The sequence below is a fragment of the Nonomuraea purpurea genome, assembly GCF_042650645.1.
In the GTDB taxonomy this organism is placed as follows: domain Bacteria; phylum Actinomycetota; class Actinomycetes; order Streptosporangiales; family Streptosporangiaceae; genus Nonomuraea; species Nonomuraea purpurea.
In genome coordinates, this window is record NZ_JBHSBI010000008.1 from 40,004 (window position 1) to 54,161 (window position 14,158).

At 67.2% G+C, this 14,158-nt stretch carries 9 protein-coding genes; 5 read left to right on the forward strand and 4 right to left on the reverse strand.

Going from position 1 to position 14,158, the window contains the following annotated elements:
* Nucleotides 1-33 precede the first annotated feature (33 nt).
* From ACFOY2_RS17240 to ACFOY2_RS17255, 4 genes are all read right to left on the reverse strand, one after another.
* Entirely contained in the window at nucleotides 34-1,962 is a 1,929-nt protein-coding gene (locus tag ACFOY2_RS17240; RefSeq protein ID WP_379529045.1) for a glycoside hydrolase family 127 protein, read from the reverse strand.
* Nucleotides 1,963-2,015: 53 nt separating this feature from the next.
* Nucleotides 2,016-2,858: a carbohydrate ABC transporter permease gene (locus ACFOY2_RS17245; protein ID WP_379529046.1), complete on the reverse strand. Its 843-nt coding sequence runs from the start codon at nucleotides 2,856-2,858 to the stop codon at nucleotides 2,016-2,018.
* Nucleotides 2,858-3,709, reverse strand: a complete 852-nt coding sequence (locus tag ACFOY2_RS17250; protein WP_379529047.1) for a carbohydrate ABC transporter permease — start codon at nucleotides 3,707-3,709, stop codon at nucleotides 2,858-2,860. The genes ACFOY2_RS17245 and ACFOY2_RS17250 overlap by 1 nt, the downstream gene beginning before the upstream one ends.
* Before the next feature lie 147 nt (nucleotides 3,710-3,856).
* On the reverse strand, nucleotides 3,857-5,155 hold the full coding sequence (locus ACFOY2_RS17255; protein ID WP_379529048.1) for an extracellular solute-binding protein: 1,299 nt from the start codon (nucleotides 5,153-5,155) through the stop codon (nucleotides 3,857-3,859).
* Between the two features lie 289 nt (nucleotides 5,156-5,444).
* Here ACFOY2_RS17255 and ACFOY2_RS17260 point away from each other — a divergent pair, with 289 nt between their 5' ends.
* The 5 genes from ACFOY2_RS17260 (at nucleotide 5,445) to ACFOY2_RS17280 (ending at nucleotide 14,106) form a co-directional block, all read left to right on the forward strand.
* Nucleotides 5,445-6,176: a FadR/GntR family transcriptional regulator gene (locus tag ACFOY2_RS17260; protein ID WP_379529049.1), complete on the forward strand. Its 732-nt coding sequence runs from the start codon at nucleotides 5,445-5,447 to the stop codon at nucleotides 6,174-6,176.
* Nucleotides 6,177-6,271: 95 nt separating this feature from the next.
* Complete coding sequence (locus tag ACFOY2_RS17265; protein ID WP_379529050.1) at nucleotides 6,272-7,474, forward strand: mandelate racemase/muconate lactonizing enzyme family protein; 1,203 nt, start codon at nucleotides 6,272-6,274, stop codon at nucleotides 7,472-7,474.
* The gene (locus tag ACFOY2_RS17270; protein ID WP_379529051.1) at nucleotides 7,471-8,457 is read left to right on the forward strand and encodes a U32 family peptidase; all 987 of its coding nucleotides are present in this window, start codon (nucleotides 7,471-7,473) and stop codon (nucleotides 8,455-8,457) included. Before ACFOY2_RS17265 ends, ACFOY2_RS17270 begins: the two co-directional genes overlap by 4 nt.
* A 97-nt stretch (nucleotides 8,458-8,554) precedes the next feature.
* A complete protein-coding gene (locus ACFOY2_RS17275) occupies nucleotides 8,555-8,770 on the forward strand; it encodes a hypothetical protein (protein ID WP_379529052.1) in 216 nt (71 codons plus the stop codon).
* Nucleotides 8,771-8,838: 68 nt separating this feature from the next.
* A complete protein-coding gene (locus tag ACFOY2_RS17280; protein WP_379529053.1) occupies nucleotides 8,839-14,106 on the forward strand; it encodes a LamG-like jellyroll fold domain-containing protein in 5,268 nt (1,755 codons plus the stop codon).
* Nucleotides 14,107-14,158 lie beyond the last annotated feature (52 nt).

Here is a 14,158-nt window from a genome sequence, read left to right on the forward strand (position 1 = left end):
CGGGGTACCTTCGACTTGGCCTTGAAGGAAGTGCTACGGGCCGCCTACCGCCGGCGTCCAGACTCGCATGGCAGACGGCCCTCTGTTGCCCCAGCGGTGATAGGGCACATAGGTCAGCTTCACTTGCCGTGCCGGTCGGCCGGTCTGGCTGGGCAGGTAGGGCCAGCCGCCGGTGGCCTCGTCCCGGACCGTCCCCGACACGATGATCGCGAGGCTGCCGGGCAGGTCGTCGGGCTCGCGTACGGCGAACGGGGCGGAGGTGTCGACCTCGACCAGGTTGAGGTCGACTTCGTGCTGGTCCGCCGACTCAAGGCAGTAGACGAGCGGTCCCCGTTCAAGAGCGGCGCAACCGCGAACCGCGTCGATTCGCGGGTCCGGTCGCACCCATCGCGGCGTCATGCCGAGATCCAGCGTCAGCTCGTCACCGACCTGCCATGCCTCTGTCACGGTGGCTGTCCCGGGTGCCAACTGGTGGGTGGTCGCGCCGTAGCGCAATGTGGCCTTTTCGGTCCAGCCGGGCACGCGTAGGCTCAGCGCCCATGGCTCGCCGTCGCTCTGCGTCACCCGCAGCCTGACCATGCCGTCGAGCGGGTAGGCGGTTTCCAGGGAGATTCCCACGCCCCGGCCGTCTGGCAGGGTCGCCTGGATCTCGCCGTCCACGTACTGGTGCACCTGCAGACCTCGGCCATCGACGGTGGCGAGGTAGCCGCCGAGGCTCGCCAGAGTCCTTGCGATGTTGGTGGGGCAGCACGAGGTGGTGAACCACGCCGCCCGCATTCCGTCGGTCCGCCGCAGGCTCGGGTGGTTCGGGTCCGGAAGGACGCTCATGCTCCGGCGGTGCAGCGTGTTGACGTAGTGGAAGGCGTCCCCATTGTCGGACGGCGCGGTGGCGACGATGTTGTAGAGGGTGCGCTCGATGATGTCGGCGTAGCGTGGTTCGCCGGTCGCCAGGAGCAGCCTCCATGCGACCATCACCGACGCGACCCCTGCGCAGGTCTCGGCGTAGGCACGATCGGCGGGAAGCTCGAAATCCTCCCCGTACGACTCGCCGTGATGGTGCGACCCCATTCCGCCGGTGAGGTACGTCCGTCTCTCGACGGTCCGGTCGAACTGGGCGGCCAGGTGCTCCAGCAGCGCCTGGTCTCCGGTCTCGACCGCGACGTCGATCGCGCCCGCGGTGAGGTAAAGCGCGCGGACGGCGTGGCCTACGAGCACGGGCGCGTCACGAATGCAGACGTCGTCCTGGTAGTAGTCCCGGCCGCCGTACATCGTGTCGCCCAGGGTGCGATTCCCGCGCCGCTCGACAAAGCGCGATGCCTGGTCGAGATAGCGTCGCTCGCCGGTGGCGCGGTAGAGCTCGACGAGCGCGGTCTCGATCTCGGGGTGCCCGCAGATCCCGTCCCGCCCGTCGGCGCCGAACTCCCGGCAGATGTGGTCGGCGGCGGCCCGTGCGACGGCTACCAGAGCGTCGTCATGGCCGGCCCGCAGCCGGGCGACGGCAGCCTGGATCAGGTGTCCCGCGCAGTACAGTTCGTGCCCCCACTCCAGGTCGCTGTACCGTTCGGGGCCGCCAGGGTAGTCGTAGAAGCTGTTCAGGTAGCCGTCCGCTGCCTGCGCTTCGGTGAGCAGCCGGCTGAGTTCGGCCAGCCGCGCCTCGAATCGCGGCGAGGGCTCCCTGGCGACCTCCCACGCCATCGCTTCCATGATCTTGTAGATCTCGGAGTCCGTGAAGAGCCGCCCGACGCGGTTGGTGGCGAGCGTGCCGTCGACTGCCGCCCGCAGGTTGCCGACCCAGCCGGCGCGTTCGAGCCACTCATCACAATGCGGGATGACCTTGTCGCGGTTGAGTCGCTGGCGTTCACCCCAGAAGCCGCGAAGCGTGACGTCGTGAATGGGCAACGGTGTCAGCAGGACCGCTGTCGCGGGATCGACGGGAATCGTGCGGTGACCAGCGGGGGTCATCTGCGAGAGCTCCTCTGGTTGATCGGTTCTGGGGGTGTGGCCGGTGCGGTCGTTCATCCGCGCACCGAGCCGGACATGAAGCCCCGCACATAGTGCCGCTGCAGCAGCAGGAACAGCACCAGACAGGGCAGCGCCGCCACGACGATGCCGGCCTGCAACGCGCCGAGGTCGATCGCGCCGAACTCGCCGCTGCGCAGGCTCACCAGGGCGATGGGCAGGGTGAACTTCGTCCCGGACGTGAGGAGGATGAGGGGCGCGATGAACTCGTTCCAGGAGGCGAGGAATGCGAACAGGCCGACGGTGATCATGGCAGGCATCACCGCGCGCATCAGGATCCTGACCAGTGCGCCGAACGACGAGCAGCCGTCCAGCTGAGCCGCCTCCTCCAGTTCCCGGGGCAGCCCCTCGAAGGCGTTGCGCATCATGAAGAGCGCGAACGGGAGCTGGAACATGATGAGAACCAGGCTCAGCCCGGTGAGCGAGTTCTGCATCCCGACATAGCCCAGCAGTGTGTAGATCGGGACCAGAATGGTCGGATGGGGGACCATGAGGATGGCCAGTGCGGTCAGGAACAGCAGGTTCTTGCCCGGGAAGCGGAACCGCGCGAAGGCGTACCCGCCGAAGAGGGCCACGACGAGCGTCCCCGCCACCGTCATGGCCGAGATCGCGACGCTGTTGCCGAGGTAGGTGCCGAAGCCGGCCCCGTAGTGCAACAGCCGGTCGTAGTTGGCGCCGCCGAACCCGCCCTGGCCGTCGCTCGCCCGCGGACCGTGCACGGAACTGAAGGCCGCCCAGACCAACGGCGACAGGAACAACACGGCGAACACCGTCGCGGTGCTGTACAAGCCGGCGGACCCGGCGACGTGGCGCGCCTTGAGACGGCGAGCGGTGCTCATCAGTCACCCTTCCTACGAAGCAGGGACAGCTGGATCGCGTTGAGCACGACCAGCGCTACCAGCAGCACCATGGCCAGGGCGGCCGACCGCCCGACGTCGAACAGCGTGAAGGCCTCGCGGAACATCGCGATGACCATGGTGACGGTGCTGTTGTCGGGCCCGCCGGAAGTGAGCACGTAGAACGGCTCGAAGGCGAGCAGCGAACCGGTGACGGTCATGATGAGCATCAGCGCGATGGTCGGCTTCAACAGCGGGATGGTGATGTACCGCAGCCGCTGCCACCAGGTCGTGCCGTCGACCCGGGCCGCCTCGTACACGGCGGTCGGGATGGCCTGCAGGCCGGTGAGCAGGATCAACATGTTGAAGCCCGCGAACCGCCACGTCACCATGACCACGGTCGAGGCGAAGGCGTTGTCCGGGGTGCCGAGGAAGTCCACCTCGCCCTGAGCCAGGCCCAGCGCGCGCAGGATGTCGTCCAGGGGGCCGAACTCGTTGTTGTACAACGCGTAGAACAGCAACGATGCCGAGGCCAGGCCCACGACCGAGGGAAGGAAGAACGCCGTCCTGAACAGGCCGATGCCCGGCCGCGACTCCTGGACCAGCAGCGCCAGACCGAGCGCGATCACGAAGTAGATGACCGTCACCACGACGGTGTACTTGAGGGTGAACCCGATCGAGCCGACGAAAAGCTTGTTCCCGGCGATCGCCGTGTAGTTCTCCGGAGCGTTGAAAGCGGGATCACCGAGCAGCGGCCAGTCGTTGAGAGACATCCAGACTGCGAGGAGCAGCGGCAGCACGAACAGCAGCGCGACGATGAGGCCCGCCGGCGCCGCGTACAGCAACCCGGCCACGGCCTCGCTCCGCCTCTTGCGCCTCTGCGGTGCGGTGGTCGGCGGTGGCTCAGTGCGTCGCGAATGCTTCATCACCGACGCCATGGGACCTCCTGATAGGAACTGATGTGCTGTTCACGCCCGGCCCGCCTGTGGCAGGGCGGACGGTTATCGCGTGGAGAGGGATTCGTTCAGCTCGCCGGTGGCGGCCGACAGCGACCCGGCGGGGTCGGCGCCGAAAAGGGCGCCACGCGCGACCGCGAGCCACGGTCCGTTCAAGTCGTTGAAGGTCTGCCCGAATTTGACGGCATACGGAGTCCGGCCCTGGCCCACCAGCTTGTTCAGCTTGACGATGCGAGGGTCGTCCGCCGCGTACTTGTTCTCCACCAGGTCGCCGCGGAGCGTGAGCTGGTGGCTTTTCGCGTACACCTCGACCTGCGCGTGCTCCCCGAGAGACCAGGCGAGGAAGTCCCAGGCGGCGTCGGGTGCCTTGCACGAGGTCGAGATGCCGATCGCGTCGCCGCCGACGAAGGTGGAGCTACCACCGGTCACACCGGGAATGCCCTGAACGCCGATCTTGAGCGTCGAGCTCTCGGGAACCTTGTCGACGACGGAGTTGCTGGCCAGCATGTAGCCCACCTTGCCGGTGGCGAACACCTCGTCGCGGGTGGCTCCGGACTCGTTGCGCACGCTGGGCGAAACGGATCCGTCCTTGAACATCTGGTTGTAGGCCTGGAAGACCGCGACCGACTGCTGTTCTGCCAGGCGTGACTCCGTGCCGTCCTCGGACAGCGCCTCGCCCCCTGAGGCCCAGATCGACGGGAAATGGGTGAAGGCGATGCTGCCACCGTTGTTGCCGGTGTAGTACAACCCGATGTTGCCATCGCCGAGCGCGGCCACCTTGCGCGCGTTGTCCGCGAGTTGCCTGAGGCTGGTGAGTTCGGCCGACGGGTCGATGCCGGCAGCCTTGAGCAGGACGTCATTCTGGAAGATCGCGGACATGCCGATCGTGTGCGGGACGGTGTACTTGCGCCCGTCACGGGTGCCGAGGGCCATGTGCGACGGGGTGAGTTCGGCGGCGAAGGGCAGCGCGTCGACTCTCTTGGTGATGTCCTGGTAGAGCTTCTTCGAGGTGAAGTCGGGGGTGTAGGCGACATCCGCGGCGAGCAGGCAGGGCAGATCGCTGGCCCCTGCCGCGATCCCGACCTTCTGCAGGTAGTTGTCCGTGGGCACGACCGTGAGCGATATCTGGTTCTTGTGGGTCGCGTTGTAGGCCTTGACCAGGGCCTGGCTCTGGGACGCCGTTGATGCGCGGGCCCACATCGTGACGGTGGAACCGTCGTCCACGGCCTTGCCGGTGTTCGAACCGGTGCCGCCCGCGTCGTCGCCGCAGCCGCTGAGCGCGCACAGTCCCGCCAGCAGTCCTGCCGCCAGTAGGCGCCGCGAGGTGCGGGAACTTCGAACCATCGGATCTCCTTCGTCGGGCGGCAGGCGGGGACGGGGTTGGTTCCCGATACCATGGCACTCATCAGATAGCTTCGCAAGAGTCTGGAGGAACTCCAGCCGTTCCGACGTGGGCGTTGTAAGGGAATCTATGCGTCTGAACAGCGATTATTCAGATGCGCCGCTGGGGTCTTGTCGGTGACTGGTTGAGAACTTGTCAGATATGTGCGATGGTCCTAGGCGTGAGAGGGTCAAGCAGCGGCAGGGCGCCGGAAGTACCGGGGTCCGTGATGCCGAACCGGCAGGGGACACGATGGACAACGAGAGAGAGCCATTGAGCGAGTCGCGGACCGCGGGCGTGGTGCGTCACCTGGAGGAGCTCATCTTCGATGGCGACCTGCAGCCGGGCCAGTTCCTGCCGTCGGAGGGCGAGTTGGCGACGGCCATGGGGGTGAGCCGGCTCACCGTTAGGGAGGGCGTACGCACGCTGGAGGCCCGCGGCCTGCTCGAAGTGCGGCGCGGTCGCCGTCCCGCCGTCGCCTACCCCAACGCGGCTCCGCTGAGCGGGTTCTTCGCCGCCTCCCTGCGCCGCGACCCGCGCAACCTGCTCGAGCTCGTCGAGGTGCGGCTCGCACTGGAGGTGCACGGCACGACGCTCGCGGCGCGGCACGCCACGCGCACCGCGCTGACCTCGCTCGACCTGGCCTTCAACACGATGAGTCAGGCGAATGACGAGGAGTCGTTCAATGAGGCGGACGTCCGCTTTCACGCCGCCCTCGCCGCGGCGAGCGGCAACCAGATGATCAGCTTCTTAATAGAGGCGATGGATGAGCCCATGCGTGAGAGCCGGTTGCGCAGCCTGCGTGGTCATCTCGCCCGGGGGCGCTCGATGGACGACATCATGGACGAGCATGCCCGGATCCTGGCCGCGGTCCGCGACCGGGACGTCAGGGGAGCCGCGGAAGCCATGCGTGAGCATCTCATCCAGACGCGCATGGACCTGCGCACGTTCCTGGCCCTGCCCACGAGCGACGCCGAAGGCTGAAAGGCCGGCGTCGTCCTCGATCCCGTACCGATTGCACCGCTCACACCCGGTCGGATGGGCCGCGCGTGCCATCTCCCCTGACCTATGGAGGCACAGTGAAGATCACCGAAGTCGCCACTGTCGTCGTCGGCACCCCTTGGCGGGAGCTGACGTTCGTCGAGCTTGTCACCGATGACGGGCGGCGCGGGCTCGGCGAAGCGAGGATGCTGAACAAGACCGACACCCTGCTGGCGTGCATCGAGGAGATGTCGCGGCGCTACGTGATCGGCAGCGACCCGTTCGATGTGCAGCGGCTGGCGTGGAGCTTCTCCTGGGAGGAGTACGGCCGCGCCGGTGAGGTCACGCAGACCGCCTTGGCCACCATCGACATGGCGTGTCACGACCTGATCGGGCAGCACTTGGGCGTGCCCGTCTACCAGCTGCTCGGCGGGCGGTTCCGGGAACGCACCCCCGCCTACGCCAACGGCTGGTACCAGGGGGATCGGGACCCCGCCGTGATCGCCCGGATGGCCGCCGAGGTGGTGGCTCGGGGGTACCGCGGGCTGAAGATCGATCCGTTCGGCGCGGCCACCGCCGAGCTGCCGAGCGCACAACTTCGCATGGCGTGCGACATTCTCGGCGCCGTCCGGGAGGCGGTCGGCCCCGACGTCGAGCTCATGGTGGAGATGCACGGGCGGTTCACCGCGGCGACGGCGGCCCGGGTCGCCCGAGCCATCGAAGAGTTCGACCCGGCCTGGATCGAGGAGCCGGTCCCGCCGTACGACGTACCGGGTTTGCGGCAGGTTCGCGCGGCGACGTCGATCCCCATCGCCACCGGCGAACGCGTGCACGCCGTACCCGAGTTCCGTGAACTGCTCGAGCGGGGCGTCGTCGACATCGTGCAGGCCGACCTCACGCACATCGGCGGTTTCACGGGGTTGCGGAAACTGGCCGGATGGGCGGAGTCCTACAACGTGCTCATCGCGCCGCACAACGTCTGCGGCCCTGTCGGAACGGCGGCCAATGTGCACCTCGCCGCCGCGACCCCGAACCACAAGGTCCTCGAACATTTCAACGACTTCGCCGACCCGTGGGTCAAGGACCTCGTCCAGGGCGCGCCGGCCGTCGATCCGGCCGACGGCTGCTTCGCCCTGCCCACCGCGCCAGGGCTCGGCGTGCGACTCGATCACGAGGCGTGCGCCCGCCATCCCCGCACCAACGCGCACTTCAATCTCGTGCGCGACGGCTGGGAACGCCGTGACAGCGCGCGCGCTCCGCTGAACGCGGCTGCCGCCGCGTCCTCGGCGAGGCGCTCGTGACCGGCACCGGCGGCGCGCCCGCCACACCGGTCGGCATGCCGCGCCCGGCGCAACTGCTGACCACGCTCGGGCTGCCGGCGGGCGACCTGCGCGAACTGCCCGACTCGCCAGGACGGTTCCCCGACGGCGCGAAGTACCGGGTGGAGATTCCCAGCGTCGAAGGTCCGGAGTGCCTGGCCGCGGTGCTGGCCGCGGCGCGGACGTTCGACGTGCCGGTCACCCGTGTGTCACAGGGCACCGGGGTCGGCCTTCTCACGGGCGCCGAGCTACGCGAGATGGCGGCCATGGCCGCGTCCGCCGAGGTTGAGGTCAGCCTTTTCGCCCGTCCCTGCGCGGGCTGGGACGCCTCCGCGATGGCCCGCAGCTCAGCGGGCCTGGTTCTGGCGCCGGCGGCACGCGGGCAGGACCAGGTTGCGGCGGTCCTGGATGAGATCCTGCGGGCGGCCGAGTACGGGTTCCGCAGCGTGCTCATCGCCGACCTCGGCGTCCTGTCCGTCTTCGGCCGGCTCAGGTCGGCAGGACACCTGCCAGCGGACATGCAGGCCAAGGTCTCGGTGATGCTGCCCGCCGCCAATCCCGAGTCGGCGCGGGTTCTGGAGGACCTGGGCGCCGACAGTCTCAACCTGCCCACGGATCTGACCCTCGCGCAGATCGCCGCGATCCGCGCCGCCGTCGACATCCCTCTCGACGTATACGTGGAGGCGCCCGACAACATCGGCGGATTCGTCCGTCACTATGAGCTGCCCACGCTGGTCCAGGTCGCCGCACCGGTGCACATCAAGTTCGGGCTGCGCAACGCCCCGGACGTCTACCCGGCCGGGACGCACCTGCAGGCCACCACGGTGGCGCTCTGCCACGAACGGGTGCGCCGAGCCCGCCTGGGCCTGGATCTGCTGGCACGACACCGGCCCGACGTCCGGGGCTCGACCCCACGGGACGACGGCGCCAAGCTGCGGGTCCCGGTACCCACCTCCCCGTCCTGACCGGCTGCCATCCTGCCGCCGCCGCCCGGGCATCGGGCGCAAGCTGCTGCCCGGGCGGCGCGAGACGCCGGAGGATGCCGGCATCAAGATTGACTCGGTGGCCTTAAGGCTGCTCGGCATGCCCGGCCGGGCGTTGATCGAGTCGCCGGAGGTGGTGGGTCGAGGTTCTCACAGTGATGAAGCCGACGGGCTGGCCGCCCCACCTTCGACGATCACGGAGCATCCCGTTCCCGATGCGAAAACGATCTTTACCTTATCTCTGCCTTATGCAACGATCACCCTGTTCTTCATACGTTCGTTCGAAAGGCAGTGATGAACACACGACGATTACCGTCCGGCTTATCCGCCCGGACGCGCCGCCACGCCGCCCTGATCGCGACCTTGACGCTGCCGCTCTCGCTGATGAGCGTCCCCGCGATCGCCCAGCCCCCCACCCCCGTGACATCACCTTCCGCCCCCGCGGATCCCGTTCTCAAGACCGCCTGGGACAAGGCCGCCAAGTCCGGCCAGCCCGTCGAGGTCCCCTCTCAGTTCACCGAGACCATGAAGGTCTGGGCCAACCCCGACGGCAAGAACATGCGGGCCGAGCTGCACACTCGCCCCGTCCAGCTGAAGAACCCGGCCAGCGGTGCCTGGGAACCCATTGACACCCGCATCGTCACCCGTGACGGCAAGCTGCAGGCCGCCCGGGTCAAGACCCCGCTGACCTTCGGCGGCCGCGGCGCCAAGAACCTGGTGTCGGCGGCCGGCAAGCAGGGCAAGAGCGGCTTGGGGGTGACCCGGGCGTTGCCGGAACCCCAGGTCTCCGGCAACGCGGTCACCTACCCTGACGCCGTGGCGCCCGGGGTGGACCTGATGGTTCAAGCCCAGGCCGACGGGTTCGTCTCCCAGGTGGTCTTCCGGCAGCGGCCGTCGGGTTCGGTGACCGTGCGGCTGCCGCTCACGCTGCCCGAGGACACCACGTTCGGCAAGACATCCCAGGGGCTGCCGCAGCTCAAGGACGCCAAGGGCGAGGCGAAGGCCGCGCCGATCGTGCTGACCGCGATGGACGCCAAAGTAGAGTCCACCCCCGAGCAAGGCAGGACGTCTTCGGTCAAGGCGCGCGTGGAGACTTCCGGTAAGACATCGGAGCTGGTGTTCTCCCCTGACGAGAAGTTCCTGGCCGACCCAGCGGTGACCTATCCGGTGACGATCGCCGCCTCCTCTGAGTGGTTCGGTGGCGGCGCTCCCACCGACGCCTGGGTCAGTAGGAACGACCCTTACAACAACAACGCCGCGGCCGGGTACCTTCGCGCGGGCACCACCTCGACCAGCGCGGACATCGCCCGCGTGTACATGAAGTTCGACACTACGGACCCCGTGCTGAAGGGGGCCACCGTCATCCAGGCGGACCTGCGGATGTGGAATTACAAGTCTGGCGGGCCCAACGGCCAGTTGTGTGGCGATCCGCTGGGGGCGGGCATCGTGGCCGCGCGCGTCACCTCCTCCTGGACTCTCGACAGCCTGGACTGGTACAACCAGCCCTCGAGCACCGGCACCGAGGGGCTGAACCGGGCCGGGTACAACTACGATGCCGACCCCGCCACCTGGTGCGCCAAGGACGAGGAGCTCTTCCACCGGGTCACCGGCATGGCCCGCGCCTGGATCGAACAAGGCGCGTCCAACCACGGCATGGTGCTGCGTGCCGCCAGCGAGAGCGCGGCGATCAACTGGCGCCAGTACTACTCCAGCCAGTTCGGCGGCGGCCAACCTTATCCGGGCTACCGCCACCCACCCGCACTCATGATCGAATACACCCCTGCGGTCAAGCGGATCATCGTGGTTCCCCGAGCCTATGAGAGCGCCACGCCGCCTGAGACCTCCTACGAGGAGGACAAGGCATGGCTCGAATCGGGCAATGTTTACTTCGACGAGCTTCCTCCCGCCCAGGCCAGGTCCCACGAAGAGGCGATCGCCGAGGCGCAGGCGAAAGGCGAGTCGGCCAAAACGCGTCTGGTGGACGCCTTCTACCCGGACGATCTCACCGACCAGCAATTGGAGGACGCCCACGACCCTGATCTGCTTCCCCCCGGGGAACCAGGAGCGCCCGAACCGAATCCCATGCCTGAAGACAACAAACCGCCAAGTGTCCTGAGCACCGAGCCCACGAACGGGCAGTCGGGAGCCCCGGTCAACAACCCGGTCACAGCGTTCTTCAGCGAAGAGGTGACCGACGCTAAGATCGTGGTCAAGAACGCGCAGGGTGCCGCGGTGGCCGGCAAGGCAGCCATGGACGACATAGGCGACACGCTGATCTTCACACCGGACGCGCCCTTGGCCACCAGTACGGCCTACACCGCGGAAATCAGCGCGGCCAAGGACCTGGCCGGGAACCAAATGGCGCCTTATTCCTGGTCGTTCACGACTGGGGAGCCCGACGCCGCCGCACCGACTGTGACTGGCGCCGAACCGGGCGGGAACGCCACGGACGTACCGGTGAGTACAGCCGTGAAGGTGACGTTCAACGAGGCGGTGTCGGAGGTCGCACTCACCGTCAAGAACCCGGCGGGGACGCCGGTGCAGGGAGCGCTACAGGGCGGTGGCAGCAATGCCGAATGGACCTTTACACCGGCATCCAAGCTCGCCGCGCAGACCACATATCGGGTCGAGGTGGGCGGCGCCAAGGATACTTCGGGCAATGTCATGGTCCCCTATACCTGGATATTCACGACGGGTGCGGATACACCGCCTCCGATCCCAGGACTCGTTGCCGCCTACGGCATGAACGAGGGCGCGGGCACGAGTGTGGCCGACTCCTCCGGGCAGAACAACACCGGTACCGGAAGCAGCACCGGCTGGGTCAACGGTAAGTACGGAAAGGCCCTGTCGTTCAATGGTTCCTCCAGTTGGGTCACCGTCCAGGACGCCGCGTCGCTGCGTCTGACGACCGGGATGACGCTTTCGGCCTGGGTCAACCCGACCACGGTGGCTGACTGGAGCAGCGTGCTCGGCAAGGAACTGGACGGCGGTGAGGGCCTGTCCTACAACCTGTACGCCGCCAACGGCGGTTCTGTTCCATCTGGCTGGGTGCAGACTTCTCCGCTTAACGATGTGACCGTCAACGGAATCTCTCCGTTGCCAGTGAGCACGTGGAGCCACCTGGCGCTCACGTATGACGGTGCCGCATTGCGATTGTTCCTCAACGGTCAGCAGGTCGCCCAGACCGCGCTCAGCGGCAGCCTCTACGACGACGGCAGTCCGCTGCGGATCGGCGGCAACAGCATCTGGGGCGAGTTCTTCAACGGCCTGATCGACGAGGTGCGCGTCTACAACCGCGCCCAGACCGCAACCCAGATTCAAGCCGACATGAACACTCCGGTCGGCTCCACCACGCCGGGGCCCGATCCCACCCCGGACCCCACGCCAGATCCCACCCCGGATCCCACGCCCAACCCGGTGCCGGGGCTGGTGGCGGCCTATGGCATGGAAGAAGGCACAGGCACCGACGTCGGTGACTCCTCCGGGCAGGACAACACCGGCGCGGCCACCGACACCACCTGGGCGACCGGCAAGCACGGCAAGGCGCTGTCCTTCAACGGTGACTCCAGCTGGGTCACCGTCCCGCACGCCGCGTCACTGCGGTTGACGAACGCGCTGACGCTCTCGGCCTGGGTACGGCCCGCGGCAGCAGACAGTTGGCGCACCGTGCTGATGAAGGAGAGCGACGACGGCGGCTCCTACGGCCTGTACTCCTCCTCCGACGGTTCTCTTCCCCTGGGCTGGTTGCAGATCGCCGCCGGCCCCCGGGCGGCGGCAGGTGACAGCCCGCTGCCGCTGAACCAGTGGAGCCACCTGGCCGTCACCTACAACGGCAACATGGCCACCCTGTACGTCAACGGCACCCAGGTGGACCAGACGCCGATCAGCGGCGACCTCGTCGACGACGGCGGCGAGCTGCGCCTGGGAGGCAACAGCTTCTGGGGCGAGTTCTACAGCGGCCTGATCGACGAGGTGCGCGTCTACAACCGCGTCCAGACCCCGACCGAGATCCAGACCGACATGAACACCCCCGTCGGCCCCGCCCCGGCAGGAGCGGCGGCTCAACAGCGGCGCATGGACGCCGCCGCGGACGCCGCTCCCGCGATCGGCAAACTGACGGTGGACGGCGCCCGCACCGTGGACGGCGTCAGCGTCACCTCCACCCTCACCCCCCGCCTGACCACCTGGTTGTCCGCCAGGCGCGACGGCGAGGCGAAGGTGGACGTGGAGATCACTCGCATGCCCACCAAGACAGGCACCAAGACGGGCAAGCCACGCGTGGAGCAACGGTTGCTCTGGTCAGGCCAGGCCACCGCCAAGCCCGGTGAGTCCCGGGTGACGTTGCAGGTGCCCAAGGGTAAGCTCCGCGCTGGGCTGGAGTTGAGATGGCGCGCCCGTCTCACTGGCGCAGGCAGCACCGGCGACTGGACTGAATGGCGTTCCCTCGGCATCGACACTTCTCAAGCGCCGCTCCAGTCCACCACCGCGCAAGCACAGGGCCGTCGGATGTCGGCGGATGAGATCAAGCGAATCCTTCGCGCCGCACCGCAGGGCGTGGTACCCACTCCGACCCTGGCACAATGCCAGCGGGAAACAGCCTCCGGCGACGCGCCTTACGCGTGGAGCCTGAACCGGTTCAACCACTGTCGATACTCCAGCTATAAGGTGGTGTTCTGGGAAGAATATCTCGACCTCGGCGTATGGAAGGTCGGCCGAAAGATCGGGACGCTCACAGGACATGTGATGACCTATCTGGAGGGCAAGCTCAACCGGCGCGAATTCTACGTGCGCCAGCACTACTACATGACCAGGGTCGAGGGCGACATCGGCAACACCTATGTCGCGTTCTCCATGACTCCACGCGCGAAGACGGGCAACTGCCCCCGAGTTTCGGGCGGCACCGGGACATCGGTCTTCAAAACCATTGACCAGTGGAAGCGAGAGGCCGGCACGGAGTGGCATGAGACGCAACTCTTCACCTCCGGCCCGGGCACGGGTTATCACCTGACCAGCGAGTGCACCATGAATTACGCCGTGATCACGAAACACCCGATCGACGCCAAGAACACCACCACCTCGTACTCGTCACTGAGCACGTTCCGCTGTGACGCATCACCCATGCAGCGCTGGCACAAGGGCGGGGGCTGCGTCGTATCGAACGTCGTTCCGGCATTCTCGATGGGCAGGAATGACGTCAGTACTACCGGTGTGCCATACAAGGAGATGTATGACCACATCAAAAAGGCCCTCACCCGACCCCAGGAGACCGTCCCCAAGCCGGGCGGCCCGTCTTTCCCGGATCTGCAGGGAATGAAGGACATCAAGGGCGGCAGCGAACTCAGACCGCTGCGCCGTCATGGGTACGAACCCATCCAGAACGGCAGCCGCAGCACCGCAAAGACTGTCTGCGACCTCGAACTAGCAGATGAAAAGAAGAAGGGGATGGATTGCGATGAATTCCCCTTCGCCTCAACCCTGGAAGGGGCTCAGCGCGCCACTCCCTTCTTCAACTTCTCCGTCCAATGGGTGAACCAGGCGGCGAACCGATCACACGGTACGGTGATCAACGCCTGGTACGACAACAATAGAATGATAAACTACGACACGTTCTGGGTAGACTTGCTGGATTAACCCGTAATATCCGAGCCGGGCTGCACCGCCGTACCGGGTGGGTCAGCCCGGC

Coding starts and splice junctions, on each gene's coding strand:
- ACFOY2_RS17240 (WP_379529045.1), bottom strand. CDS start 1,962: ATGACCCCCGCTGGTCACCGCACGATTCCCGTCGATCCCGCGACAGCG.
- ACFOY2_RS17245 (WP_379529046.1), bottom strand. CDS start 2,858: ATGAGCACCGCTCGCCGTCTCAAGGCGCGCCACGTCGCCGGGTCCGCC.
- ACFOY2_RS17255 (WP_379529048.1), bottom strand. CDS start 5,155: ATGGTTCGAAGTTCCCGCACCTCGCGGCGCCTACTGGCGGCAGGACTG.
- ACFOY2_RS17260 (WP_379529049.1), top strand. CDS start 5,445: ATGGACAACGAGAGAGAGCCATTGAGCGAGTCGCGGACCGCGGGCGTG.